At 45.4% G+C, this 26,093-nt stretch carries 36 protein-coding genes and 1 pseudogene; 35 read left to right on the forward strand and 2 right to left on the reverse strand.

What is annotated here, in order from left to right; all coding sequences use genetic code 11:
• Positions 1-140: 140 nt before the first annotated feature.
• From ACRRU2_RS07775 to ACRRU2_RS07845, 15 genes and pseudogenes are all read left to right on the forward strand, one after another.
• Positions 141-401, forward strand: a complete 261-nt coding sequence (locus tag ACRRU2_RS07775) for a hypothetical protein (protein ID WP_432500636.1) — start codon at positions 141-143, stop codon at positions 399-401.
• Positions 398-550, forward strand: coding sequence for a DUF6906 family protein (locus ACRRU2_RS07780; protein WP_432500638.1), 153 nt, complete (start codon positions 398-400; stop codon positions 548-550). The genes ACRRU2_RS07775 and ACRRU2_RS07780 overlap by 4 nt, the downstream gene beginning before the upstream one ends.
• Positions 551-561: 11 nt before the next feature.
• Positions 562-1,437 carry a winged helix-turn-helix domain-containing protein gene (locus ACRRU2_RS07785; protein WP_432500640.1) on the forward strand — a complete coding sequence of 292 codons (876 nt, stop codon included), beginning with the start codon at positions 562-564 and terminating at the stop codon, positions 1,435-1,437.
• A complete protein-coding gene (locus tag ACRRU2_RS07790) occupies positions 1,415-1,759 on the forward strand; it encodes a hypothetical protein (RefSeq protein ID WP_432500641.1) in 345 nt (114 codons plus the stop codon). The genes ACRRU2_RS07785 and ACRRU2_RS07790 overlap by 23 nt, the downstream gene beginning before the upstream one ends.
• Complete coding sequence (gene dnaB / locus ACRRU2_RS07795) at positions 1,752-3,194, forward strand: replicative DNA helicase (RefSeq protein WP_432500642.1); 1,443 nt, start codon at positions 1,752-1,754, stop codon at positions 3,192-3,194. Before ACRRU2_RS07790 ends, dnaB begins: the two co-directional genes overlap by 8 nt.
• Positions 3,191-3,607, forward strand: a complete 417-nt coding sequence (locus tag ACRRU2_RS07800; RefSeq protein ID WP_432500643.1) for a RusA family crossover junction endodeoxyribonuclease — start codon at positions 3,191-3,193, stop codon at positions 3,605-3,607. The genes dnaB and ACRRU2_RS07800 overlap by 4 nt, the downstream gene beginning before the upstream one ends.
• A 6-nt stretch (positions 3,608-3,613) precedes the next feature.
• Positions 3,614-4,606 carry a hypothetical protein gene (locus ACRRU2_RS07805; RefSeq protein WP_432500644.1) on the forward strand — a complete coding sequence of 331 codons (993 nt, stop codon included), beginning with the start codon at positions 3,614-3,616 and terminating at the stop codon, positions 4,604-4,606.
• Positions 4,603-4,824: a hypothetical protein gene (locus ACRRU2_RS07810; protein WP_432500645.1), complete on the forward strand. Its 222-nt coding sequence runs from the start codon at positions 4,603-4,605 to the stop codon at positions 4,822-4,824. The genes ACRRU2_RS07805 and ACRRU2_RS07810 overlap by 4 nt, the downstream gene beginning before the upstream one ends.
• Before the next feature lie 13 nt (positions 4,825-4,837).
• The gene (locus ACRRU2_RS07815; protein WP_432500646.1) at positions 4,838-5,980 is read left to right on the forward strand and encodes a hypothetical protein; all 1,143 of its coding nucleotides are present in this window, start codon (positions 4,838-4,840) and stop codon (positions 5,978-5,980) included.
• A 200-nt stretch (positions 5,981-6,180) separates the two neighbouring features.
• A pseudogene (locus tag ACRRU2_RS07820) lies at positions 6,181-6,588 on the forward strand (DNA cytosine methyltransferase); the annotation flags it as partial.
• A gap of 75 nt (positions 6,589-6,663) precedes the next feature.
• A complete protein-coding gene (locus ACRRU2_RS07825; RefSeq protein ID WP_432500771.1) occupies positions 6,664-7,902 on the forward strand; it encodes a hypothetical protein in 1,239 nt (412 codons plus the stop codon).
• An 11-nt stretch (positions 7,903-7,913) separates the two neighbouring features.
• Positions 7,914-8,711, forward strand: coding sequence for a DNA adenine methylase (locus tag ACRRU2_RS07830; RefSeq protein WP_432500647.1), 798 nt, complete (start codon positions 7,914-7,916; stop codon positions 8,709-8,711).
• Between the two features lie 53 nt (positions 8,712-8,764).
• Positions 8,765-9,211 (forward strand): ASCH domain-containing protein, encoded by a 447-nt coding sequence (locus ACRRU2_RS07835; RefSeq protein WP_432500648.1) that lies wholly within the window; start codon positions 8,765-8,767, stop codon positions 9,209-9,211.
• Positions 9,208-9,384, forward strand: a complete 177-nt coding sequence (locus ACRRU2_RS07840; RefSeq protein ID WP_432500649.1) for a hypothetical protein — start codon at positions 9,208-9,210, stop codon at positions 9,382-9,384. Before ACRRU2_RS07835 ends, ACRRU2_RS07840 begins: the two co-directional genes overlap by 4 nt.
• A gap of 97 nt (positions 9,385-9,481) precedes the next feature.
• Positions 9,482-9,964: a hypothetical protein gene (locus tag ACRRU2_RS07845; protein ID WP_432500650.1), complete on the forward strand. Its 483-nt coding sequence runs from the start codon at positions 9,482-9,484 to the stop codon at positions 9,962-9,964.
• An 81-nt stretch (positions 9,965-10,045) separates the two neighbouring features.
• On the opposite strand, the gene ACRRU2_RS07850 is transcribed toward ACRRU2_RS07845, so the two are convergent.
• Positions 10,046-10,504: a hypothetical protein gene (locus ACRRU2_RS07850; RefSeq protein WP_432500651.1), complete on the reverse strand. Its 459-nt coding sequence runs from the start codon at positions 10,502-10,504 to the stop codon at positions 10,046-10,048.
• 339 nt (positions 10,505-10,843) lie between these two features.
• Between ACRRU2_RS07850 and mauJ the strand changes: the two genes are divergently transcribed.
• The 6 genes from mauJ to ACRRU2_RS07880 all read left to right on the forward strand — a co-directional run bounded on the left by mauJ (position 10,844) and on the right by ACRRU2_RS07880 (position 14,452).
• Entirely contained in the window at positions 10,844-11,563 is a 720-nt protein-coding gene (gene mauJ / locus ACRRU2_RS07855; RefSeq protein WP_432500652.1) for a methylamine utilization protein MauJ, read from the forward strand.
• A 322-nt stretch (positions 11,564-11,885) separates the two neighbouring features.
• A complete protein-coding gene (locus ACRRU2_RS07860) occupies positions 11,886-12,206 on the forward strand; it encodes a hypothetical protein (protein ID WP_432500653.1) in 321 nt (106 codons plus the stop codon).
• A 58-nt stretch (positions 12,207-12,264) separates the two neighbouring features.
• Entirely contained in the window at positions 12,265-12,798 is a 534-nt protein-coding gene (locus ACRRU2_RS07865; protein WP_432500654.1) for a ParB N-terminal domain-containing protein, read from the forward strand.
• Positions 12,795-13,841 carry a DNA cytosine methyltransferase gene (locus tag ACRRU2_RS07870; RefSeq protein WP_432500656.1) on the forward strand — a complete coding sequence of 349 codons (1,047 nt, stop codon included), beginning with the start codon at positions 12,795-12,797 and terminating at the stop codon, positions 13,839-13,841. The genes ACRRU2_RS07865 and ACRRU2_RS07870 overlap by 4 nt, the downstream gene beginning before the upstream one ends.
• 130 nt (positions 13,842-13,971) lie before the next feature.
• Positions 13,972-14,103, forward strand: a complete 132-nt coding sequence (locus ACRRU2_RS07875) for a DUF6115 domain-containing protein (protein ID WP_432500657.1) — start codon at positions 13,972-13,974, stop codon at positions 14,101-14,103.
• A 139-nt stretch (positions 14,104-14,242) separates the two neighbouring features.
• Positions 14,243-14,452, forward strand: coding sequence for a hypothetical protein (locus ACRRU2_RS07880; RefSeq protein ID WP_432500658.1), 210 nt, complete (start codon positions 14,243-14,245; stop codon positions 14,450-14,452).
• On the opposite strand, the gene ACRRU2_RS07885 is transcribed toward ACRRU2_RS07880, so the two are convergent.
• Entirely contained in the window at positions 14,385-14,963 is a 579-nt protein-coding gene (locus ACRRU2_RS07885; RefSeq protein ID WP_432500772.1) for a hypothetical protein, read from the reverse strand. The two genes, ACRRU2_RS07880 and ACRRU2_RS07885, sit on opposite strands and share 68 nt — an antisense overlap.
• A gap of 71 nt (positions 14,964-15,034) precedes the next feature.
• Between ACRRU2_RS07885 and terS the strand changes: the two genes are divergently transcribed.
• The 14 genes from terS to ACRRU2_RS07955 all read left to right on the forward strand — a co-directional run bounded on the left by terS (position 15,035) and on the right by ACRRU2_RS07955 (position 26,048).
• Positions 15,035-15,925 (forward strand): phage terminase small subunit, encoded by an 891-nt coding sequence (terS, locus tag ACRRU2_RS07890; protein ID WP_432500659.1) that lies wholly within the window; start codon positions 15,035-15,037, stop codon positions 15,923-15,925.
• Complete coding sequence (locus ACRRU2_RS07895; RefSeq protein ID WP_432500660.1) at positions 15,918-17,345, forward strand: terminase B; 1,428 nt, start codon at positions 15,918-15,920, stop codon at positions 17,343-17,345. Before terS ends, ACRRU2_RS07895 begins: the two co-directional genes overlap by 8 nt.
• 13 nt (positions 17,346-17,358) lie before the next feature.
• Positions 17,359-18,849: a phage portal protein gene (locus tag ACRRU2_RS07900; protein WP_432500661.1), complete on the forward strand. Its 1,491-nt coding sequence runs from the start codon at positions 17,359-17,361 to the stop codon at positions 18,847-18,849.
• A 1-nt stretch (position 18,850) separates the two neighbouring features.
• A complete protein-coding gene (locus ACRRU2_RS07905) occupies positions 18,851-19,900 on the forward strand; it encodes a phage minor capsid protein (RefSeq protein ID WP_432500662.1) in 1,050 nt (349 codons plus the stop codon).
• 74 nt (positions 19,901-19,974) lie between these two features.
• Positions 19,975-21,189, forward strand: a complete 1,215-nt coding sequence (locus ACRRU2_RS07910; protein ID WP_432500663.1) for a hypothetical protein — start codon at positions 19,975-19,977, stop codon at positions 21,187-21,189.
• A gap of 122 nt (positions 21,190-21,311) precedes the next feature.
• Complete coding sequence (locus ACRRU2_RS07915) at positions 21,312-22,019, forward strand: scaffolding protein (protein WP_432500664.1); 708 nt, start codon at positions 21,312-21,314, stop codon at positions 22,017-22,019.
• Between the two features lie 15 nt (positions 22,020-22,034).
• Positions 22,035-22,412 (forward strand): head decoration protein, encoded by a 378-nt coding sequence (locus ACRRU2_RS07920; protein ID WP_432500665.1) that lies wholly within the window; start codon positions 22,035-22,037, stop codon positions 22,410-22,412.
• Positions 22,413-22,438: 26 nt separating this feature from the next.
• Positions 22,439-23,575 (forward strand): major capsid protein, encoded by a 1,137-nt coding sequence (locus ACRRU2_RS07925; RefSeq protein WP_432500666.1) that lies wholly within the window; start codon positions 22,439-22,441, stop codon positions 23,573-23,575.
• A 47-nt stretch (positions 23,576-23,622) separates the two neighbouring features.
• Positions 23,623-23,940: a hypothetical protein gene (locus ACRRU2_RS07930; protein ID WP_432500667.1), complete on the forward strand. Its 318-nt coding sequence runs from the start codon at positions 23,623-23,625 to the stop codon at positions 23,938-23,940.
• Positions 23,941-23,945: 5 nt separating this feature from the next.
• Entirely contained in the window at positions 23,946-24,332 is a 387-nt protein-coding gene (locus ACRRU2_RS07935) for a hypothetical protein (RefSeq protein WP_432500668.1), read from the forward strand.
• Positions 24,329-24,661: a hypothetical protein gene (locus ACRRU2_RS07940; protein ID WP_432500669.1), complete on the forward strand. Its 333-nt coding sequence runs from the start codon at positions 24,329-24,331 to the stop codon at positions 24,659-24,661. Before ACRRU2_RS07935 ends, ACRRU2_RS07940 begins: the two co-directional genes overlap by 4 nt.
• The gene (locus tag ACRRU2_RS07945; protein ID WP_432500670.1) at positions 24,639-25,088 is read left to right on the forward strand and encodes an HK97 gp10 family phage protein; all 450 of its coding nucleotides are present in this window, start codon (positions 24,639-24,641) and stop codon (positions 25,086-25,088) included. The genes ACRRU2_RS07940 and ACRRU2_RS07945 overlap by 23 nt, the downstream gene beginning before the upstream one ends.
• A gap of 3 nt (positions 25,089-25,091) precedes the next feature.
• Positions 25,092-25,496 carry a minor capsid protein gene (locus ACRRU2_RS07950; RefSeq protein WP_432500672.1) on the forward strand — a complete coding sequence of 135 codons (405 nt, stop codon included), beginning with the start codon at positions 25,092-25,094 and terminating at the stop codon, positions 25,494-25,496.
• A 3-nt stretch (positions 25,497-25,499) separates the two neighbouring features.
• Positions 25,500-26,048: a hypothetical protein gene (locus ACRRU2_RS07955; protein ID WP_432500673.1), complete on the forward strand. Its 549-nt coding sequence runs from the start codon at positions 25,500-25,502 to the stop codon at positions 26,046-26,048.
• Positions 26,049-26,093: the final 45 nt, after the last annotated feature.

Raw genomic sequence — 26,093 nt, forward strand, 5'->3', positions numbered from 1 at the left:
GGATTCTACTACGAAGAGAAAAGCAGGCGTTTCGTCTCGTATGTACTTGGGAAGAGGCATTTTGAGATTCCGGCAAGTCGGTGCAAGTCACCGGCTTGGCCTAAGGAATGGCAAGAAAAAATTATGAAGGAGCGAGCAATTTGAATAAATACAGTATTGAGATTAAACGCCTGATGGATCAGGCTGCAACAGAAGGAGAGGCAACTTCCAAGCAAGTCGTTAAAGAGGTATCTCGTATTGTAGGTGTTCACGCTGCTCAGCAGCTGAAGTCATCCAAAGAAGTGCCAACAGCTATAAAGGAAATTATCGAAAATACTTCTCAAGGGATTAATGCCGGCCTGCTTTTGTATCATGGCCAGCATGGTGTAATGGATATTCGAATGATGCAGGTGACTCGATGAAGCACGGGAAACGTCCGAATAGGCGTCAGAAACAAATAATCCATAAAGCAGGCTTAAATGCAGAAAACTGGCTGGTAACCAAAAGTTTGCCGACGCATTTGCACTTAATTCATCGTTATGGCAGTGACACAAAGATTATTGTTATATAGGGGATGAGCAGATGCCTCAAGACAGCTATCCATTTCCAATGTATTCAGGACTGCTGGAGCCAGGACACTATAAAAAAATAGGCAGCGCGATATGGCTTTTCCTGTGGTGCATTAGTGCAACGACAGCAGAGAAGGAAAAGGATGGGACGGTCTGGGGCATCGTACTCGGGAATAAGCCAATGCAACTGACTGAAATCGCAGATAAGTTTGGTGTAAGTGATAAAACGGTAAGCCGTTGGCTGAGCGTCCTGGAACAACACCATTACATAAGAGTGACCAGGGCGCCCCGAGGACTTATATTGTCCGTTAAAAATTCGAAGAAATACCCTAACCATATCCCGGACAAAAATGTCCGATCACACCCGAGTGATCAGACAGAAATGTCCGATCATATACCGAGTGATGAGACAAATGTGTCTGATCACTTGGACAAAAATGTCCGATCTAATAAAGATATTATAAAAGATCTTGTAGTAGTAGTAGATGAGCAAGAGCAGAATCGACTCATTCAAGAAATTGAAAATCATTTTATCCAACGTAGAGGGAAGGGCTTTGCCGTAAGTTCTTCTGACTTTCTAGAAATCAAGCAACTGGTGGCTGCGGGGGTGCCGTCCCCATTAATCAAGTCCTGTGTCGATCGTGCCTTCGACGAGTACAGGCCGCGCCATTCCCGAGATGAGATTCGGAGTTTTAACTTTATCGTTCCCCGAATTCTCGACGAGTGGGAGAAGTCGAAAGCCATAACTGCCGCGGTGCCGCACGTAGCAGTCGCCCTTGGCTCAGGCAACCAGAGAACAGGCTATAAGAGCAAACAACAACGCGAGCTTGACGAGCTCGAACGACTTCGGGAGGAGGAGCTGAAACGTGAACAAGCTTCAGGTCATTGATCTATTTGGTATCATCAAGCGATCATACCCTGGCTTTGATGCAAGCCCGCTAAACGTAGAGCACTTTGCTAAGTACTTGCAGGATTTCCCGTATGAGACGGCTTGCGAAAATGTGGAGAAATACATTTTGACTGAGCGTTTTGCCCCTACAATCGCAGATATCCGTGGGAAACTTGGGGATCAGATGGATTCGCAACGAAGCAAGGATGCTGCTGCAGCTCACTTTGCGAATCTCGATGTTTGGGGAGCTGAGAACATTCCACCGCCAGCGGGCTATTGGGAACGCGGGCGTCGATTGTTAAGAGGTGAAGTGGATGCTTAATCGTGAAGAGATACTGGAGCAATTGGGGATTGAGAAACCTTTTGACATACAAGCAGAGCAAGCAGTAATCGGGGCCATATTGCTGGATGCATCTGTTTACGACACAGTAACTGACATTCTCCAAGGAGGAGAGTTCCACGAGGGTGGACATGCCCGCATATTTCGAGCTATGAGGCAACTTCGTGATGCGGAACAGCCATTGGATGTTGTCACGTTGACCGCGCAACTCCAAGATTCGGATGAGCTTGTAAAAGTCGGCGGAGTCGAATATCTGCTGCGCCTTTCCCAATCCGTACCGACCGTACTCAATACAACATCTTATGCCGAGCGCGTGCAAGAAATGTTTCTGCGGCGCCAAGCGGTTGATGTTGCGCTCAACCTGCTTCGCAATGCCGGTGAGGAGCAGGACGTCAAGGGCTTTATCGTGATGGCAGAGACAGCCGTTTCCAAGTTGTCTGATCAGACCGTGCCTGTACGTGAATTCGTCGGGATGAAGCAAGTGCTAATGCAAGTATGGGAAGAGGCGGAGGAGCGTTACAACACCAAGGACATCAACAGAGGCGTGACTGGAATCTCTTCCGGCTTTATCGACCTTGATAAGATGACTGCTGGCTTTCAGCGAAATGATTTGATCATTGTTGCTGCCCGACCTTCAGTTGGGAAAACGGCGTTCGCGCTCAATATTGCCCAAAACGTCGGTGTTCGTGCTCGCGAGACCGTAGCTATCTTCAGTTTGGAGATGTCGGCAGGGCAACTCGTACAGCGGATGATATGCGCTGAAGCACGGATTGATGCCAACCGGATGCGGACAGGTAGATTTGAGGGTGATGATTGGGAGAAGATGGCCACAGCGGTTGGGTTACTTGCTGAAGCAGATGTACACATAGACGATACGCCAGGAATCACGGTTAACGAGATCCGCGCAAAATGCCGGCGCCTGAAGAAAGAACGCGGGCTTGGCATGATCTTGATTGACTACCTGCAGCTCATCCAGGGCAGGAGCCACCGCGGGGCGAACCGCCAGGAGGAAGTCTCGCAGATCAGCCGAACACTGAAACAGATTGCGCGCGAGCTGGAAGTACCAGTCATTGCATTGTCTCAGCTCAGCCGGGGCGTCGAGCAACGGCAGGACAAGCGCCCGATGATGTCCGATCTGCGGGAGTCCGGGGCAATTGAGCAAGATGCTGATATCGTGGCGTTTCTCTACAGGGACGACTATTATGACAAGGAAAGTGATAAGAAAAACATTATCGAGATTATCATCGCGAAGCAGCGTAATGGACCAGTTGGCACGGTGGAGCTGGTGTTCCTCAAGAATTACAACAAATTCGTTAATTTGGAGCATAGCTACAGTATGACGACAGAGCCACCAGATGAGCCGAATCCAAAGGGTGGACGGATACCTGATATGTATAGGGGGCAGCAGGGAGCATGATACGATTTACGGTTTATGGTGAACCAGTCGCACAAGGCCGGCCGCGAGCTTCCACCCAAGGTGGATTTGTCCGGATGTACGATCCGAAAAAAAGTAGGGATTACAAGGATTATGTCCGTATCGCTGCAGCAGAACATGCGCCATCGAAACTGTTGGACGGGCCGCTGGCAATTATGATTATTGCTTATCGCTCGATTCCGAAAAGCTTCAGCAAGCGCAAAGCAGCTGCTGCCGAAGCAGGCGAGATTTACCCAATCAGCAAGCCAGACGCTGACAATTACTTGAAGGGCGTGAAGGATGCTTTGAAGGGCGTCATGTGGGTGGACGACAGTCAAGTCGTCGATGCTTATGCCCGCAAACGGTATAGTTTCAGGCCTCGTATTGAGGTCATTATCAGACAAATTGGAGCGTGAATGAATATGTCACATACAGAATTTAAGGCTTTGCTAAAAAAGATCAATCTTAAGCCGAAAGGCGTGAAGGAGATCGTTTTGGAGGTATCTGACGGCGCGCTGCATGGCAAGATCGATATGCTCTCAGAGATGCTGGACGGTAGAGTGGCCATTGCGATCGACTCCGAGATTGTGCGGTACAACGTTCAAATAAACACTCGTACCGAAAAGCCGATCAAGTCATATAAAGTTGATGAACAAGGCGTCGTATCTGAGATTAAGCCAGAAAGCGAACAGATGGAAATGGATTTGGGGCTGGCAAAGCAGAAAGAACCGATCGCGAACATTCCGGAGGAAATCAGTCGCGAAGTTGTGGATGAGTTCATCTTATCCGGACTCGCGCCGCAGACGAAAGGCTTTTATCGGATTAACGATTGGATCGAACGCATAGCCAATGGAGACACCTACCTCAAGCTTGCAAACGAATATGGTATGAGCAGCGGTCGCATTGTAGATCTTATCGACGATTATCGTCGGGAGGTTGCTCCTCTCGCAGCTAAATGGGATGAATGGCGAAAAGCTAAAGACGAACAGTCGGGTCAGGAGGATATTGCTGATCCAGATGAAAAGGATCTGGAAGACGAAGAGCAAAGTGATGTCGCAGATGAGTCTGCTACTGACGAATATGTGAATATCGACATTGAGGACGGAGACGATTCGGCGTCTGGGGTTGGTGCAGAAGAGGATTTATCTGATTGGGAGAAGGAGATTATGAACGGCGGGGAACCTGAGAGTAACACACCTACCACTGTACCGGTTGATGTCGAAACGATCATTCTTACTGAGCGACCACAGTTTGAAGACATTCCATACGATTTTCCAACGCTGCTTGAGCGTAAGCAATCGGGCGAGACTTGGATGGACATTGCAAACTCGATTGGCACGAGATCGACAGTTTTGTCTGCAGCCTGGACCAAGTATAAGAAGCGGATCTCTGAATCAAGAGGTGGAGCAGCTTGAGCCAGTTGAATAAATGGGCCCAGAAGGCAATCGGCTCACGAAATTTACGCAAACTGCAGGAGCACGGCCTAACGGTCGTGCCACTGCAATTAATGAATCAACTTAAAACCGTAAAAGAGCAACAAACTGTCATCATTGAGGGCGTGGCACTGACAGTAAGGCCATTGCAGCCGGAGGATTTGGAGACGTCAACAGCGGGATATATTTGTTTTGATTAATGGAGGTGTGGGGATGGCTCGGGAGAATGGTTTCTCACCTGTAAAATCGTACTTTATGACTCCAGAACAAATAGCTGATATGGATCGAAAGGTGCGGGAAAAGAATGAAGGACCAAAGCCATGGAAGTGGGAGCGTACCATGACAAAAGAGCAATATCTGCAGGCTATGCGGGAGGGGCACAGCCGACAAGATATTGTATTGATGCATTTTAATAACGATCCTAATGAGTTGAGGGCACAGCTTAAGGACTGGGGGATTACAGAGGCGGAGGCGGTAAAAATGGCACAAGGGAAGAAAGTGGAGCTGACGATAACAAAACAAGAATATCTTCAGCGCCGGCTGAATGGAGAAAAACGAAGTCATATTATTCGTTCACTTGGGGTTGCGACACCGAGAGCTTACGAGTTGTTGAAAGAATGGGGCATCCGCGAACTGGATGCGGAGGAACGTGAGCTGGAGCTTTTGGCTCCGTCGAGGGAGGCAAAGGAAATCGATAAGCGGGTTTCAGAGGAGCTAGAGCAGAAGTCTGAGGCAAGGGAAATGATTGCCTACAACGAGCAACAGCAGGAACTGGCAGAATTACAAGCGGCTGCAGCGCTATGGAAGAATGATGCTGAGCAGAAGGATAAATATATTAAAGACCTTGAAGAAGAGTTGACTAAAAACAGAACTGAGTTAGAAAGAGAAAGGCTTCGACTTCAATCTGTAATGGAACAGGATGCCACTGAAATTAGTCGACTGAATGATGCTTTATCACGTGCTGCTGATGTCTCAGACCAGACATCCGCCCGAATCAAAGAGCTCGAAGCAGAGCGAAATTTGCTTCTACAGACCATCGAACAGGCTGCCAGTGACGATGGAGATTTCATCACACTACGCCTTCCGATTTTATCGGTGGTTATCGCCAATGTTGAGCGGTCGCGCATCTATGAGGCGATCGAAGCGCTCAGTACAGGTGTCGAGGCTGCCGATATCGACCGTGGTCGAGTTATGACTGAGCTGTTCGACTTACTCCAGCGTGTGGTCAATTTTGTAACAGCAGATCTTGCCGAACTTCACCCAAGCAAAAATGTGTCTGGATTTGTTCGAGAATTCTTCTCCTACTACAACGATCGGCATTTGGGGCTGCTGACCGAGATAAGGCAGGCGTCCTGATGTTGGTCAAGGATAATGTGCAGTACAAGACAGCAGCAGTATTGTTCGGAGGGATCGGCGGCGAGTCTGCTGGTCTCCTCCGGTCTCAAGTCGAATATGGTGGCAAGCTTTATCGGTTCAAGTTGCTCTGCTCAATCGATAGCGATCCGGTTGCAAACATTAATCATGATCTCATCACTGGCGAGCAGACTGCTGTAACGATGGATCTGTTCCGTCGCTGGCAATATGAGGCGTGGCACGGTCACGAACCTCCAGCAGACTGGCGGGAAGTAACAGCTCGTGATGTGTGGATTGCATTCAAGGAGCAGGTTCCCTTCTTCCTTTTTCTTAGCCCTCCATGTAAAGGATTAAGTGGGCTTTTACCTCAAGAAAAATCTAAGAGCGATAAATATCAAGCACTCAATTATCTAACGGTCAGCGGGTTAGAGATGGCTCTTCAAGCCTGTGATGAGTACGGCAGTACTATTCCAGCCGTAATTCAATTAGAAAACGTACCAAGAATTACGTCTCGTGGAAAACAATTACTACGAAAAATTAAGAAGCTGCTTGAAAAGTATGGCTACGAGGTCAGCATTCGTGCTGATCACAATCTTGGGGAGATCGGCGGACTTGGGCAACGGCGCATTCGATTTCTGCTTATGGCTCGTGATCCCAAACAGATCCCGAACGTGATTTATTATCCTATGCAAAAGCCAATGCGAACGATAGGTGATGTGATTGGACCATTGCCTGCACCGGGAGATACAGAGGCAGGCGGTCCATTGCATCGGCTTCCTCGGTTGCAGTGGAAAACATGGATGCGACTTGCACTGATTCCAGCAGGCGGCGACTGGCGAGATTTGCAGAAGGTCGACTATCAGAACCTCCGTGTTGTCCATGAGCCCCGGGCGGGCGCTTACGGCGTAGCAGAATGGGACAAGCCCTGTGGTGCGGTGACTGGTACTGCAGGTCCTGGTCGGAGTAACGGTGTGACGGCAGTATCAGATCCACGCCTGCATATTAGAGGGGAAGGAAAAACGAATCTACTACGTATTCAATCCTTGGATGCTTCAGCGGTATGTGTTACAGGAGCTGCCGGACCTAATCAAGGCAGTTCATGCATTGCTGATCCATCTCTCACCGATAAATCCAGTCGACATCCTGCCCAGTATCGGATCATCAACGTAGATGAGACAGCACCGTGTGTTACCGGCACTCGATTTGGCAGCGGTGCTATCGCGATTGCTGATCCATGTGTTAATACAAAACTTATGCCCGATAGCTATGGTGTTCAGGCATGGGACGAGACGGCCAAGACAGTCCGTGCCTCGAACCGTATCATGCAGGCGGCTGGCAGTATCAACGATCCTCGTATTTCGGATCGGCCAGGACGCTATACCGATAAGTTCCGCGTTCAAGAGGCTTGTGAGCCTGCCGCAACAGTAACCGGCGTCACGGATGTTCAAACCGGAGCGCAAATCGTTGCGGACATGCGAATCAACAGCGCGCCGCGTGCGGATACGATGGGGGTGCAGGAATGGGACAAGCCGAGTAAAACGGTCATAGGAAGCATGGATGTGCATGCCGGAGCTGCGGCAGTCGCCGATCCGCGTTCAGTACCGAAAGACGATGAGCGGGGCATTTGGATCATCCGCGCATTGGATGGCACTTGGCACCGTCCGCTCACTACCTACGAGCTCGCGATGCTGCAAAGCTTTCCGACGCATCTTCCGGACGGGCGGCCATTTCATTTAGTGGGCTGCTCGGACGCGAAGGCCCGCGAGTACATCGGTAACGCCGTACCACGCGATTCGGCTGAAGAGATGGGTAACGTTATTCTGTTGGCGGGAGCTGAGGCAGATGCAGGCATAAGCTTCACGCTGAGTTGGGAACCGATTTGGGTGGCTCCGCAGGTGGACGAGCGGGCAGCGTTAGTGCATTGAGGAGGGATGTCATGAGTGTTCCCCGCATTTTGCACTATCCGGGCAGCAAGTGGAGCATGGCAGATTGGATTATCTCACATATGCCAGGCCACCAGACGTACTGTGAGCCATTTTTCGGATCCGGGGCTGTACTCTTCAGTAAGACGAGGAGCCGGTTGGAGACAGTAAACGATATTGATGGCGAGATCGTCAACCTATTCCGTATTATTCGGGAACGTCCGGACGAACTGGCACATGTAATTCAATGGACGCCGCACTCGAGGCAGGAGTATTACGAGAGTTATGAGCCTGCTGCGGATGATTTGGAGCGCGCGCGGCGGCTGGTTGTCCGTCTCTGGCAAGGTAGGGGGGGCAAAACGGCACATCGTACAGGTTGGCGTAGCATGATAGAATGCAATGGACCACTGCCTGGAAAAGAATGGATTTCGTTTCCTGACAAGATTCATGCAGTTGCCGAACGATTGCAGGGCGTACAAATTGAATGCCAGCCGGCGGCAGAGTTGCTGCAGCGGTATAAACGGCCGGATGTGCTGATTTATGCTGATCCGCCATACGTACATGACACGAGGACGACAACCAGCTACCGGCATGAGATGAGCAATCAGGACCATGTTGAGCTGCTGGATCAGCTAGACGCTCATCCTGGACCGGTGCTACTGTCGGGATATGCGCATCCATTGTACGACGATCGCCTGCACCATTGGCGCCGCGAGACTCGTTTAGCAAAAGCTGAAGGCGGAGCATCTCGAGTGGAAGTACTTTGGATCAATCCGGTTGCGGCAGCGTACGGGCAGCAACGATTATTTTGATGATCTGTTGGCTGTAGTAGAAGCACTTTATATTAACAGGGAGAGAAGGAACGATGAAGGCAATTACAATTCATCAGCCATGGGCAACTCTGATTGCGATCGGAGCTAAACGATTTGAAACAAGGGGATGGCCAGCCAGATACAGGGGAACAATCGCAATCCATGCAGCAAAAAGGATTGACAGAGAAGCATGTGAGTGTGAGCCTATCAAGTCTGCATTAGCAGAGCATGGATACACTGCTGACAATTTGCCGACTGGCGCAGTGGTGGCTACAGCCAATTTGCATGACTGTAAGTCTGAAGTTGAGCGCGCTGGCAACCGTGCGAGACTGGCAGGGGCGCATGGGGATGTTTGGATCGATACGAATTCAAACGAATATTATTTCGGCTGGTTTGGTATCGGGCGCTATGCGTGGGAACTGACAAATGTACAACAGCTACTGGAGCCGATACCAGCCAAGGGTCAGCAAGGGCTCTGGAATTGGGAGGTGGTTTTATGAGTAAGCAAGAACGTTTTGACTGTATGAGAGCAGCATTGCAAAACATTCTAGACATATCGCGTTGTGATTTTGCAAAGCATCAAGCGGCCTGGGGATTAGGAATTAAAAGGGAAGCAGTAGATGCGCAGCGCCAAGCGACTGATAGCGTGCTGGAATTAAAGGATAAAAAATAAAATGACCCCTCACGTTTGCTTGCCGGCGGCGTGGGGGATCTGACGTTAACTTCACCACCAGTATAGCACACATGGGGGATGGTGAGGGGGAATGGCAATGGTTTGGCAAACAGAATTATTTCCAAAAGCTTCGAAGACAGAAATCCAGCGCACAAAATTCCTGCTCAGTAAATATAAGAGCATGAAATTGTTAATGGCTGACTTCGAACAGAATGAGGATGAAATGCAGCAGGTGGCCATTGATGGGGAGGTCGCTCGTCGCATCGATGAGGAGGATTTACACGCTGACAAGACAGCAAATGCAGTAGTGTTGATGGAGAAGCAACGTTGGGTGTATCAACAGTATCGTTTCTATACACGCCAGCTTCAACGAGCTGCGGCTCTTATCCAGGATGAGGAAGCTGGTAAGGCAGTGCAGTTTAGGTATCTCGATGGGTACTCATTCAAGGAGACTGTACTTTTCTTCAGGAATAGTATGAGTGATAGTACAATTCGACGTAAACTGACGGAGGGGACAGCGTCTATAGCGAATACACTTAAACTGTTTGGATTCTTTGAACAAGATGATGCTGAGTTCTGAGAAAAAGAAAAAGTGGCAAGCTAAGAAGTGGTATAAGATCTTAGTTTGCCTTTTTTTATGAGTCTGTTTATTTAATCATAGCTACTTATAATTTTTTAAAAGCTCTTTTAATTTATTTACATCTGCTCTAGATTTATGATTCAAAATATTTCTACCCTCGTTAAATACTCCAACTGGTGATTGAAGGAGAATACCGAGGTTTGCCAGGTTATTCATAGCGTTATAATTCTCGACCCAGCCAACCATCTCATGTAATAATATAATAAGTTCCTTATCTTTCTTTACGTTCAAAATATCTGAAGATAATATATTTATAAATATTTGACTCCTTTGTGGTGATCCAATAACACTTTTTTGGAAATCCGTTTCATTATCTAAATCAGAATAAGCTTCAATGTTTTTCTTAAGAACTTCAAGAAGAATCTTTCGCTTTTGACTTGTTTTTCTAGCCTCAACTATCCAAAGAGTGATCATTGCTCCTAACACTAAACTAATTATTGTATTTATAATATCCCCTATATTTATTTCGAAATTAATCAATTTGATCCCCCTGATCTTTAATTAACAACATTTCTATTAATCTCATAAATAGTTCCATTTGTAAAGTGTTCGCGAGATTATTGGAATCTAGCTTACTCAATAACCTTAATATCCTTAGAAAACAAGATGAGCTAATTTTGACTGTAATTGACTGAATAGTGAATGTAACTTGACTGTAAGTTGAACATCATATGACAGCTTATCCATGCTACTATGGTATTGTGCTAAATGAGGTTAAACGCCTCAATCCTCCGATGCCGCTCCAAAAGGGGCGGCTATTATGTTATAAATAGAAGGATTTAGCGGAAAGATGTCGAACTGGGTTGAGGGGGGGACGTGATGTTAAATTTTATTGAATATTCAGTACCATGTATTTTTCTATTAGATAACCCGATCTCGCTTTCATTGGATAATATGAAGGTGACCATTGCTTCTAGTTCAAAAAGTTTATTAATTAAATTTGAGAGTGATGAGGAAGTAGATGAGTCTTCTTTCGAAGATCTGGTTTTATTAGAGCTAGAAAAACTATTAGATAAACTAGCTTTTGCTTATTCTATAACTTTTGAGGAGCCTTTTGAAATTTCAAGAAGAATAGGCAATGTAGAAAAAATAGCTAGTCAAATGACTGCAAAATTTTCAATAGCTAATCCGCCATTAACTACGGAACAGTCCGATCAATTGAAGCAAAATTTGGAGTACAATGTTAGAGATAATACATTGCTAAGAATGTATAGACTAGCAATAAAAAATAATAATCCAATGGAAAGGTTTTTTCTTCTATATGGAATAATTTATTTATTGTTCAGAAATCAAGAAAAAGTCGATTCTTTCATAAAAACTACATCAGGGTATGATTCCTCAAAAGAAAAAGTTAGCGGAAATCGAGAACGATCAGATAAAGAAACTATTTATACTTGGTTGAGGAATCAGATAGCACATATGAATAGATCGACAAATATAAAAGATATTAGAATGCAAATAATAAGCAATCTTAATGAGTTTCAAAACATAGTCAAAGAAGCTATGAAGCTTAAAAACAACGGATTAAGAAATTTTTAAATGGGTCTCGTAGACATCAATAACTTTGGTTCATTTTTATGTCAAATTGAAACACGGCTTGGAGACGTCTCCAGTCATGTTCGGAATTCCGCGGTAAATTCCCTGTTACAAACACTATAAAAAAGAACCGGGGGTGCATTCCCTCACGGTTCTTACTCACATAATATCATATATTGTCTGGAATTGGAAGATGTTGTATTATTGTGTTGGAGGTGATTATGTGGAAAGAGATATGAAAATGTTATTTGGGAAACTCCTTGGGGAAATTTAAAGGGTTCAAAGACGAACTGAACCAGATTCTTGCCCAGTAGGAAAAGGAACTGTGTACGGCCTATTAAATGGTATGGAAACAATCGTGGATGAGGAAATCAGTCGAATCGGATTTATTTCTAATGAAAAATTCTCGGCAATGTGTAAAATTCTTGATGGCTATTTCTACGATCAAACCAATCTTGATAAATTCAGAGGATTTTATGATATCGAAAGTGAATTAAATTCTGTCGGGGTAGATAGATCGGAAGCGATTAGGATATTAACTTATTTAAAGGCAAACGGAAGTTATGAAGAGTTAATCGATAAAATGAATAGCCAATATTCACCGGTTGAATGTAAGAGATTTAAAGTAAGTGAATTGGACAGTTAGGCAAATATATGTTATCAAGCACCTCACAGGGGGTGTTTTTTTTATTGGAGGAGACAATATGAACATCCAAACCATCCCGATAAATCGAATCAATTCAGCAGTGTATAATCCGCGCATCGATCTTCAGCCTGGCGACCCAGAATACGAAAAGCTGCGCAGGAGTATTGAAACTTTTGGATATGTGGAGCCCATAGTATGGAACGAGCGAACAGGCAACATGGTCGGCGGTCATCAACGATTCAAGATTCTTAAGGCTCGCGGCGATACTGAGGCAGTCGTCTCCGTTGTCGACCTAGATGATCAGCAAGAGCGATTATTGAATCTTGCGCTGAACAAGGTATCCGGCCGCTGGGATGAGGAGGCGCTGGCCAGTCTGCTGGAGGAGTTGCAAGCTACTGGAGCTGAGCTTGATCTATCCGGATTCGATTCGGATGAGATCAACAAGCTACTGGCTGACTTCGCGGAGCCGTCGGCAGATCAACTCGGAGATTTTCAGAATCGGGAGTTGGACGTTGACGATTTCGATGAATCACAATTCGACTGCAAATGCCCTCGCTGCGGCTTCGTCTTCGATCGGGAGGGTGCATCATGAGTCGTTCAGCATGGGATTGGCGGCTGTCTGACCTAGCCAGTGTACCGCAAAATGGTCTGACTGTATTTTCTTGTTTTGCCTGCGGCGGTGGTTCGACAATGGGATATAAGCGTGCCGGCTATAAGGTGCTTGGAAATGTTGAGATTGATCCGCAGATGATGCGCATCTACAAGCAGAATCATAAGCCGATATTCTCGTATCAAATGCCAATTCAGGAGTTTAAGAAGCTTCCTGATGACGAACTGCCGCCAGAGCTATTCGACTTAGACATCTTGGACGGATCCCCGCCATGCAGCGTGTTTTCTACTGCTGGGGCGCGTGAGGATAAGTGGGGCGGTGAGTTTGCCTTTCGTGAAGGACAGGCAGTGCAACAGCTTGACGATTTGTTCTTCGACTTTTTGGATGTGGCTGCTAAACTTCGACCACGTGTTATTGTTGCAGAGAATGTTAAGGGTATGATGATAGGGAAAGCGCGGGGATTCGTTAGTTTAGTCATCTCGAGACTGCGCGAGATTGGATATAAGACACAGTTATTCTTGCTTAATTCTGCGACAATGGGTGTTCCACAAAAACGGGAACGCCTATTTTTTATTGCAACAAGAGAAGATATGTCTTTCCCGAAGCTTAAGCTAGTGTTCAATGAATTACCTGTGCTATATGGTGACATTCGTAATGGTGAAGGAAAGCTGATCAATCCAGAAAGCAGGACGTATGAGCGTTGGAATAAGAAGCGTCCACCCGATCTCAATATGGGGGATGTAACAGAACGAGAAGAAGGCAAGATGAGTAATTTTAACACGATTCTACTTAAGAACAACAGAGTAGCAAATACGCTTGCCAGTTCTTCTGTGTTCCTTAGAGATGATGTTCCGCAGCATATTAGCGATATCGATATTATTCGGATGCAGACATTTCCGTCTGATTATGACTTCATGGATGCTTCAGTTCAGTATGTATGTGGCATGAGCGTTCCACCATTGATGATGCAACGGATAGCTGAGCAGATATATGTCCAATGGTTGGGGAGTGGCAGAGTGTGCTAGAGTGCATGGAATTAGCTAGATTTAGAACTTCTTACACCTTAATCACACAGTAAAACACAATGCTGGCTTACTAGCGAGAAATTACGAAATAACATATACTCTGTTCAAATACTTTTTTGGAGGGATTAATATGTTATTTGAAAAGCTTACTAAGAAGGAACAAATCTTAAGATTGTACAAACAAGGATTGCGCCAAGTTGATATTGCTAAGCAATTAAAGATTCATCAAAACTACGTGTGGAAAGTAGTTAATGAAAAGTGATTTTAGGATACAAAGAGAGGCGCGTTAACGCCCCTCCATTCAGACCGGTCACCCCGGTCGAGATCATGCACAGCCGTGGCCACGGATTTGCGAACGCATGATCTCATATCCATCATACTGGATGTTGGGGTGATTACCAATGCCGAATAAAGATGATTTGTTGCAACAACATGAGCTGGAAGTAATGCAAGGAATTATGGAGAGTAAGGAGCAGTATCGAAAGATCATCAAAGCAGCGATTACAAGATGGGTACGAGATTTTCAAGATAACCGGATTGAGATTAATACTGTCGACGATCTGCGGAAGCTAATAGAACTTGATATTGAGCTTCAGAAAGACGAACTGTAAGAGGTTGTTTTTTTTCAACTTCATTAATTACAACTATTAATCTCTGCTTGAATTTCCTCTCATAGTCTGTAGCTATTATGTGGATCGTGATCGCAAAAAACATAATGGCAACAATGGAAAGAAATTTTAATAACCATATTATGTGCTCACTTGATTCAGAGAGCAGAGAAGAAGGAAATGGAGAACCCATCCATGAACCTAATAAAGCCATAGCTGCAAATAAAACTGCTAATATGCTCAGAAGTAAATTGAACATCTTTACAATATAAGATTCTTCAGGGGGAGAGCCTGCGTGTAATTTTAATTTTCTAAAAATGTCAGGTGACAATGAATTTATTTCATCAAATAACTGTTCTATATTGTTTGAAAGACGTTTTTTTGTTTTTCTTGAAATATTACGTCTCATGCAGTTGAAAATTTTATTTTTTGTCCTAATGTAAGCAAAAACTTCCAACGGGACAATAAGAAGAATGATGAAACAAGAGATGTAAAACGCTATATCTAAAATCAAAGAAATCTCTCCTTTAATTAATTTTAATACAATCACAAAGTAATTATCGACATCGGAGGTGGTGATATGTAGTGGCAAGGCAAAGAAGTCCTGATCGTGATAAAGCAAAGCAAATGTGGTTAGAGAGTGGCGGCAAGATGCTACTGAAAGATATTGCCGCAGCGCTTGGCGTTGGTGATACACTAATACGAAAATGGAAGAATCAAGATAATTGGGAAGCTGATTTGAATAGTAACGTTACCAATGAAAGCAATAGTAACGTTACCAATCGAAAGGGAGCGCCAAAGGGTAACAAGAACGCCGTCGGCAACAAGGGCGGCGCACCGAAGGGTAATCAGAATGCCAAAGGGAACCGCGGCGGGAAGGGTGGTCCGCCTGGCAACAAGAAGGCCGTCAGGACTGGCGAGTATGAATCTATTTGGTTCGATACGCTAGATGAAGATGAGCAGCAGCTGCTAGAAGAAATCGATACCAATCCTATAGCGCAGGCAGATGAAGCCATTACACTATTGTCCATACGTGAACGCCGCATGCTAAAGCGTATTAAGCGACTGACGGATGGGCTTACTGAGAGTCAAAAGCGCGTGCTGCAGCAACTAAAATCGATCAAAGATGTTATCGAGGTTCGCGATGAAAAAAGCGCACGGATGAAGAAAGTGCCAACGGTCCGTAATGAAATGGTAGAAGCTGAGATCGAAGAAACGACCTATCGCGCCATCGATGATATTTTGAAGCTTGAAGAAGCGCTCACTCGCGTCCAGGACAAAAAGCTGAAGGCTATTGAATTAATGAATAAACTTCTTGCGGTGGACGAGGAAAAACAAGTCCGTACCGCTATCCTACAGATCGAGCTCCAGAAACTCCAAGGAGGCGTCGGTGCAACACAAAGCTGGACTGATGCGCTTAAGGAGATTGCGGAACGTCGAAAAGCCAAGCGTTCTGAGGTGACAACTTATGAGTAAGCCTTACAATGTTGTTGCTGATTTGACTCAGTTGCTTGATTTATATTGGGACGATCCGGTTGCATTTGGCGAGGACATGCTAGGCTTTGATGCTGATGATTGGCAGCGCGCAGCTATGATGGATGTAGCTCAATATCCGAGGACCAGTGTGAGATCCGGGCAAGGTGTAGGGAAAACTGGTTTTGAAGCTGTACTTGTCATTTGGTTCCTATGTTGCCGACCGAATCCGAAGGTTGTTTGCACAGCTCCGACGAAGCAGCAGCTTCACGATGTACTTTGGGCCGAAGTTGCTAAGTGGCTCGAATCATCTATGGTGAAAAATCTGCTCAAATGGACTAAAACCAAGGTTTATATGATCGGTCATGAAGAGCGGTGGTTTGCTACTGCTAGAACAGCCAATAAGCCCGAGAACATGCAAGGCTTTCACGAAGATCATATGTTATTTATTGTTGATGAGGCATCAGGGGTAGCGGATCCAATTATGGAAGCTATCCAGGGTACTTTATCCGGTGATGATAATAAGCTGCTCATGTGTGGGAACCCCACGCGAACGAGCGGCTATTTTTATGATTCACATAATCGTGATCGTAAGCTTTTTCGAACGCACAAGGTGGACAGTCGCGACAGCAAGCGTACAAGCAAAGAAAATATTCAGATGCTTATCGATAAGTATGGTGCTGAGAGTGATGTTGTTCGAGTTCGTGTGTATGGTGATTTTCCAAAGGCTGAAGCAGATGCATTCATAGCGCTCGAGCTTGCGGAACTAGCTGCAAATGCTAAGGTAGAACATTCTGGAGACACGTTGCATTTGGGCGTAGACGTTGCTAGATTCGGTGATGATGAGACCGTGATTGCTCCACGTATTGGCACAAAGGTATTTGACCTTCATTGCTACAATAAGCAAGATACAATGGTTACTGCTGGATCGGTTATCGCGATCGGTAGAGAGATGATGCGATCGTTTCCGCAACTCCAGAGAGTATCGATTAAAGTCGATGATAGCGGAGTAGGCGGCGGTGTGACTGACAGGCTGAATGAAGTCATACGTGAGGTAGGCTTATACAACTGGACAGTTGTTCCTATAAACAACGGAAGTAAAGCATCTGATGATGAGGAAGAGCATTATGAGAATCGTGGTACTGAAACTTGGGCTACTGTCCGAACCTTGCTGCAGGAGAGCTTTTCGAAGCATATGCAGGGCTTGCCAGCAGAAGTCGAGCTTCCGAATGATGAACGCTTAGTAACACAGTTCACACAGCGTAAGTACCGCATGACCAGTAAAGGTAAGCTTGCGCTTGAACGAAAAGAAGATATGAAAAAGAGAGGACTGGATTCCCCAGATAGGGCGGATGCAGTCGTTTTGTCGTTTGTGGAAGAAAGAATGATGCAATACAGCAACCAGCGTCCGAGCGGCTGGTAGAAAGGAGAGTAGCATGACAATCAATTATCTAAAAAAGAAGTTCCCGCCGCCACCCTTTGATAATGAGTTTGCAAGCATGCTCTATTTTAGGTCCCTGTATGATGGAAATCATGCTGAGATATTCCCTCGTGCGAAGATGGTTGGCGCTGAGCGTCGTTCTAAATGGCGCCGAAAAAGTTATAAGGAATGGGAGCAGACACACGAGACGATCCAAAGCAATCATCCGTATATTGTGGCCAACTTCAGTTGCCTGGTAGCCGAAGTACCGGCTGATCTCTTAAATCGGGCACTCGGCAACGTGTCTGCAGATATTGAAGATGGAGAAGAACTTGAGTTTGTTGCTTCAGTGGTTTTGGCATCGAAGGTCAATGATAAGATCTGGGCGGCCGTGACGCAGCAGCAGGTTGATGGCACTATCGCTTATAGAATACGTCGGAACGATCGAGGACGAGTCTGGTTTGAGTGGCTGATGGGTGATCAATACCTGCCACATGACGACGATCAGGGTGCGGATATTGCATGGATCGAAGTATGGGGCGAAGAAGGGAACAAGAAACGTTTTCTGCGTGTTGAGAGGCAAATGTTGACTAGTGATGGCCTGCAAGTTTCGCAGCTTGTTTTTAAAATGGAAAGCGAAACTGTTAATGAAGAAGTCGATGTGCGCGAATATGCCCAGGAGTACGGCGTTGATGTGCCTGAAGATGTCGAACTGCCCGGAGTTACCGAATTGCTCTGTGGCAGCGTGCCGAATGAAGAGACGCTGGGGAGCCCCCGGGGGCGATCAGCGCTACGTAACATCGATGTGCTGCAGGAGGAAATCAACTGGACGATTACTCGGGACTCAATCGTTTTTGAGAAGCATGGCAAACCGAAGCTTGCGATTCCGAGAGCACTCTGGGATACAGTAGCCAATCAAAACATGAATCATTACGGTGGAAGATTTGTACGAAATGCAGATCTGGAAGTTGTTAGCTACGATGAGAAAAACGGAGCAGTTCCGACGTATATTACATGGGATGCAAAGACCGAGCAATCCTTCGCTCATGTGACCAGGCTTATTCAATACATGCTGGCTGTTTCCAAAACCTCCCTACAAGCAGCTGGCTTAGAAGAGGCGAAAGGGCAGTCAGGTGTTGCACTTCTTTACCTCTGGATCCAGTCAGTAATTAAAACCGAGTCAACACAATCAAAGTTTGATTCTGCCATTAAAAGTGCAATTAGAAAATGTATTATTCTCGAAAATGCTCTTGGTGGTAAAGAGATGGAAGTAAAAGATCCCGTTGTTGAATGGGGCGATATGCTGCCAAAAGCTGAATCAGAGCGTGATCGAGAAGAAATGGAGAAGTATGCTGCAGGCGTGCAATCTCTTGAAACTACAGTTAGACGCATGCATCCGGATTGGAGTGAGGATGCGATTGAGTCTGAGATTCAAAAGATTCAAGATGAGCAAGCGGCTACTCGTATGAATCCAACTTATAGCCAGCCGCCGAAAGTGACGTTGTAGTATGAAATACGAAGATATCGTTAGACTATTTTCCGAAACAGATGAGCGCCTGCGATCACTTGTACAACAGTTAGAAGATGGTAATCTGAGCGCTAGGAGAGTTGAGCAGCTTTATCGTGAAATCGAACAGATAGTAGCTGAACTTGCCGCGCGAGCAGGATTAGATGTGGCAGAATTGATAGGGAACTCTTATCGAATTGGCGCAGAGATCGCAGTCAATCAAATAGTTGCAGCAGGTGTAGCGAAGGACACGATTAACAGCACAATTAAGTCATTGCACCACCAGCGAGCTGCACAGGCTATTTCGGATGAAGCTTTTTATTCCATTCTAGAATCAACTGATCACATGGCTCTGGATGCTAAGCAGCGTATTAAGCATGCCGTTCAGTTGGCGAACGAGAAGTCATTGACGCTCGGTATGAGCCGAAGGGAAGCGATTAAGCAGACTGTAGCTGAACTTAATATGAAAGGCATAACAGGCATCGTTACTAAAAACGGAGCGCAAATACCGGCCGATAAGTATATTGCTGGCGTTGTCCATTATCATCAACGCAAAGCACATGTAACAGGTACCGAGAATATGGCCGTGCAAAATGGATATGACCTTGTGTACGTCAATTACGTTGGCATCACCTGTGAGCATTGCGCTCGAAAGCAAGGTCGTGTGTACTCCCTCAGTGGGAACGATAAGCGCTGGCCGCACATGATAGATGAATACAAGCCGCCGTATCATTCGCATTGTGTTCACAGCATGTCCATTTGGATTGAGGAGTACCAGTCTCCTGAAGAAGTGGAGAGACTGCTAGAAATCTCGAGCCGGCTTAGCGAGGAGACACGATCAGAGCGTAATATCCGGCGGTACAAAGAGCTGCAGCAGCAGAAGGCCCATGCTAACGAAACACGTAAGCAGTGGATGCGATATAAATCCGTGCTTCCGAACGATACGCCAGACCTTCGAACCTTTGCAAATCAGAAGGCACGAAATACACAACGCTATCGCGATCTGTTGGAGGATTACCGGAAGGCTAGAATCAGAACTAATAAAAAATAGTATTAATAGATTGGGAATTATTTGATTTTTTAGTAATAGAGATAGATAATTATAAAGCAAAGGAGCTGATAAAAATGATAATTTTTTTCAAAAAAATAATCGATGTTATTAAGACAGAGCCTGCACCAAAAGGTGAAGGGCATTTTTTGTTTAAAGTGAGCGAGAAGTATAATCAAAATCTCTTTATATATACAAGTGATAGAATTACTTTTAATAAAACTTGTGCGGAGATTTGGGAAAGTGATCGAAAAGTTTATGAATCAGTCTCGCTTGAAACATTTTCAGACGAATTAATTAATTTTTTAGAGGATTTTATCTTCACAGAAAAAACAATTACTGAAAAAGATGTTTCTCTTTTTTTGGGTAAATTTATTTTGCTGCCTAATATAGAGTGGTTAATTATAAAACCCCTATATGGTGCTGAATTTGACGACAAGACTGATCCTATCGAACTTGGTGATTTCGTAATTTATAAGAAAGCAATTCATAAGGACTTAATTTCACTTCAATCTCCATATATAGATTCGTCAACGATTTGGGATGAGCTCGATAGTGAATATACTGATCTATTGATAACTACTACTGTTACTTCAAGATACAGTGATCTAGCTGTCTCTATTGCAGAAGTGAAGTTTAATGAGTTTGAGAATGTCATGAGGTACATGATTGGCCGGCAAACGATATTTAATGTTTCTGTTCTAGATACACATTCTATGAGAGAAAACCACACTTATATTTTTTCAGAGGCTAACGCCTTAAGAAATATATCTAGTCAAGGAGTATTTAGTAATATTCAATTAAACAATTATTTTATTAGTGAGCAAAATGGTAATAATTCTATTTGGGAAAAAATGAAGTTGAGTAGTAAGACTGATATTGATCGCCGCATAATCTCAGCCGTTATTTGGATTGGAAAAGGCCTCAAGGAAAAGGATTATACTAATTCATTCATTCAATATATATTTGCTTTAGAAGCACTTTTTATGTTTCAGTCAAAAAATGTATTGGTAAATCCTTCAATAGCAAATCAATTAGCTGAATTTTCTTCATTCATTTTAGGGAGTGATGTTGAGTCACGAATGGATGTCATGAAAAAAGTCAAAAGCATGTATCAAATTAGATCTGCAATTGCTCATGGTGGGGCAAAGAATGTGACACTCAAAGATTCTATTGATTCTTACCGTTTAATAAAAAGAATACTGACAAGTCTACTCACTGACCCTGAATTAAAATTAATAACCAATATTGAAAACTTACAAAAATGGGTTGACAACAAGAAGTTTTCTTGAAAACAACAAAAAAATTTGGTCGCCTCTTTAGGGCGGCTTTTTCTTTTGTCCAAACCGTGGCATGACATAAAACTGCTATTCGAGGCTAGTCCACCCGGACTTTAAATAGGAGGTCATTTGAAATGTTCAAACCATACAGATTTCGCATGAATCTACAACTGTTCGCTGGTGATGGGGGAGGCTCCGGAGGTGATGGAGGTGGTTCGGGCGGCAATGGCGGTGACAGTGAAGGCGCTGGAGGTGGAGAGAAAACTTTCACCCAGACCGAACTTGATGTTGCTGTTCAATCGCGGCTATCAAGGGCTGAGAAAGCAGCGAAGACAGCTCTCGCTAAGGAACTTGGATTTGACTCTGTTGAGGCTATGCAAGCTGCCTTGAAGAAGCCGGAAGACAACAAAGGCGATAGGTCCAAGAAAAAGGATGAAGAGCCCGTCGATGTCGATGCTTTACTAGAAGAAAAATTGAAAGAACGCGAGAAAGAGCAGAACGCCAAGACCTTCAAGCGTCTGCTTGCTGCCGAGGTTAAGGTTTTGGCGAATGAACTCGGATTCGCAGACTGGGAGGATGCTCACGCCCTCGCTGATCTATCCCAGGTTAAAGAGGATGACAAAGGCAATTTGACCGGAGTGAAGGAAGCGCTGGAGGATCTGCTGAAGAAAAAGCCGCACTTGGGAAAGCAAAAGCCAGGCGGAGGTTCTTTTGGTGCAAATGTAGGCGGCGGTGCTGGCGGCGGTGATGAAAAAGCACGTCAAGAAGCATTGATTAAACAAGCCCAATCACGTGGAGTGATACCTGTTCAACAGACGGTACACAACCCGTGGGGCAATTAATAAGGAGGTAAAACGATGAGACTGCAACCCACAAAACGATTTGAAGTAATTGCTGATCCGGAAATCCTAGCATCATTTGAGGTTGTCCGAGAAGTGACGAATGGTATCACTATTGATTCATCTAAGATCACGGCAGATGCTAACGGTGATAAGATTATCCGAATTGGTATGCCGATGGCTAAGGTTACAGCAACAGGCAAGTTTGTGCCATATGACGAGGACGGTACTGACGGTAGCGAGAACCCTACTGTCATTTTGAAGCACACAGTAAACGTCAAGGATGGCGATCATGTTGTTGGTGGCTATGAGGTAGGCAAGTTTATTAAAGAGCGAATCCCTGTCACTGTTGATGATACGCTGATCTCTAAGATGCCACACATTGTATTTGCTTAATTAAATTGAAAGGAATGAAGGAAATAATGAAGAAACCATTTCTGTTGGAAATGAATCTCCAGACGTTTGCTGCTGGGAATCCAATGAATTTAACTTTAGAGCAGGCGCTGACATCAAGCGACCTGCTTGTTTATTCTCGTAATCTTGCAATCGATAACGAATATTTGCATCCGTTGCTCTTCCCTCCAAAGGAGACATCAGAACTAACAGTAGATGTACTCAGAAGTGAATCGAACAATATTCCGGTTATGGCGAAAATCGCAGAACTTGGAACAGAGGTAGAGTACGCGTCCCGTGAAGGTCTTTCCGGCACTCGCGTAGAAATTCCAAAGATTCAACTAGGGCGCTATATGGATGAACGCCTTGTACGTCTTGCGTTGCAAGCTTCAGGAGATTTTGGGTTACGACCGCAAGAAATTAATCAACTGCGAAACAAACAATTCGATGATGCAGGTTTCGTTGTGGATGCTATTCGTGCTCGCCGAGAATGGGTAGCTATGAAGCTTGTTGCAACTGGTGCTGTGAAATATGTAGAGGGCGACGTAATGGTGGACGTTGATTATGGTTATACAGCCGATCAAAAACCTGTGCTTACTGGAACTGATAAATGGAGTGACTTGGATAACTCTACTCCGCTCATGGATATCCAGACATGGGTTGGCAAGATGCGTGACTTAGGCATTGTCGTTAGTCGCGCATTAACATCTACCAAAGTACTCTCGCTTTTATTACAAAACAAGTCTATTCGCTTGCAGTACCATGGCAATCCAAGCGGATCAGCAAACCCGCCGCAGCTTAACCGAGCGCAACTTAACTCTGTTCTCACTGATCTTGGTCTGCCGCGTATTGCAGTCAACGATAAAATGTTGCGAAGTGAGGATCGTGCTCTCACAAACAATAGAGTGACTTATACTACGGCTCGAACATTTGAGGAAAGTAGATTCATTCTTATGCCTGAAGGTCCATTAGGTAATTATCTATGGGCTCAGACAACTGAAGAAATGATTGTGAATGACATTCCAGCAGAACGTACTGGTGACATGGGGCTGTATGTGTTCCGTGATGTTACCAAGAATCCGATTCGTGTACGCACAGCTGGTGTGGCACTGAACTTCCCAGCTTTCGGGTTTGCCGATTCTATTGTTTCTGCAACGGTAATTTAAGGAGCGCCTTCCGGTGCTCCTATTTTCTTTGAAAGGAGATAGAAGCAATGAATGTAACACTAAAGGCACTAACAAAAGTAGACGGCCAGTGGCGCAAGTCCGGTGAGATAATTAAGCTCTCCGATGCTGAGGCAAAACGTCTTATCAGCATGGGTGCTGCTATCACTGCCAATGGCACAGCAGCGGTAACGGAGCAGGACGATGTTGAAGCTATGCGTGCTGAACTGGCCCGACTGCAGGAGTTCGAACGGCAGCAACTAGCGGCATCCGCAGAAGCTAAAGCCAAGGCTGAGCAAGAAGAGGCAGAACGCAAGGCTGCTGAAGTTGCAGCAGCCAAAGCCAAAGCTAAGCCTGACAAGGAGTGATCCTGATGGACAGGCAGGCAGTGAATGATTGGATCTCCGAGAATTTGCTCGATACAGAAGCATGGCAACGATCATCTGAGCAGCGGCAATCTGTTGCTGTGAAGCAGGCTGAACGTGTACTTGCACGTTGGTATCCAGAGGTCGAACTAACTACTGAGCTAGTAGCATATCAGTCCGTTTGGGAGTTGCAGGGCATCGATCCAGCGCTAAAATATCAGAAGCACAACGTTAAGACTGTAGCTGATAACGGCGAAACAGTCAGCTACAAGGATGGGGAGCGACCTGTTGTTGCTCCAGATGTACGAGAACTGCTAGGGGCTACTGCAGAGGAGCTTGCAGAGATTGAGGCTGAAGAAGCAGCATTGCGACAGTTTGGCGGTGCTTTGGTATGAGTCTATTCGGTTATCCGTCAATGGTGGCTCACTTCCATTCCGAAATTGATGATTGGGGGCGGCCGCTTCCACCGGTTCAAACGGACAGAGCAGCCAAGGTCGTCGAGGAGCAGCGGCTGATCCGGAATGCCCGCGGAGAAGAGGTGCAGATCGCGTATACGGTCCACATCGAAGGGGCGATTCCAATTGGTTTTGATGATTACTTCTTTTATGTCGATCAGCTCGGCGCCGAGATCCGCGTCGATGTCGCTCATTATGAGGTGAAGAAGTATCTTGGAACCGACGATGTGAAGAAGGTGATTGTCTATGGCCGGGGCAAAAGGGTTTAGCTTTAACCTCGATGGGCTCGAAGCTATGATTAGTGCACTTGATGCTGCAGTTGAAGAAATCGATGCAAGAATAGATGCCACACTAGAAAGACTTGCTCTCAAAATTATTCACGATGCCAAACGACTTGCGCCGATCGACACGGGAGACCTTGAAGCTGCTCTTATAGTTGGCGAGGTTAAGAAACTGATTGGTGTTTCTTACATTGATTTTGGTACGAGCCCAGAAGTAAATGATTATGCGGTTGTTCAACACGAAGGTTTTCGAAAAACAGCTTCTGGCAAAATCGTACAACTTACGCCTGGCGAGAAAACACGTAGTAAGGGTGCATATAACGGTGAACTGCCGGGGGCAAAGTATCTTGAGCGCGCAATCAAAATGAATGAGAAGCTGATCATCGAAGAACTATCTAAAATACTGGAGGGATGAACCTTGCTGTCGGAGGACTTGATTAGCTATTTGGCCTTATCGGGCTTTAACGTATTCCCAGACGAGGGATTCATACCTTCTGACTTGCCGGACAGCAAACTGCCGGCTCTTTTTGTATTTGGTACCGGGGGATACGCTTCACATGATTACATCCCGCGAGACAATCCGACCTACCAAGTAATTATCAAAGGAAAGTCGTATAAGGCTAATCCGGCCAATAAGAGGGCAGCTGAGGCGGAGGCAAAACGTTTAATTGATTTGCTGCATCGTAAAAGTAATTACTTAGCCGGGGATGCTTATGTCTGGTCGAGCAAGGCGCTCCAGTCTAATCCAATTCCGTTGGGCTTGGATGGACAAGATAGACCAGTGTATTCTACCAACTTTATATTTCAGACGAGAGGAGCATGATTCATGAACGATCCAATAATTTATTCAGGTCCTGGTATTTTTGAATGGGGAGTCGATGAAGAAGGACAGCTAGAGATTGACGGTTTTGTCATAGATCTTACTCAAGGCGGCATCACATTTACAACAACGACAACTTATTACGATCCGACAACAGACCAAACGGGTACGGCGCCAATCGATTCTATTTCTACAGGCACAACTGGAAGCGTAGCTTTCGAAACTCCAGATATGGACTTTGAGAAGGTTATTAAGTTTAACCCTAATGCAATTAAAGTCGGTGGTGCTGCGGAAGGAGCTCCGGTTAAGTACCAAGTTACTGGACTAGCAGGTAAGAGGTTGCCGCGCAAACGGGCGGTTATTAAACCTCTTGGCATCGATGATCCAGATCAATTCATTTACCTGGAAAGTGTGGGTATTAAATTTGATATGAACGCAGGCTACGTATTGGATAATAACCGTAGATTTACTATCAATGCGATTGCCTATCCATCTCTCGCAGCTACACCGAAAGGCCTGTTATACACTTGGGGTGACATTACGGCAACTGCATAATCTAAAGCAAAGAAGGCGCCATCCAGGGCGTCTTCTTTGTGAAAG

It is taken from the genome of Paenibacillus sp. GXUN7292 (genome assembly GCF_050864975.1).
Classification (GTDB): Bacteria; Bacillota; Bacilli; order Paenibacillales; family Paenibacillaceae; genus Pristimantibacillus.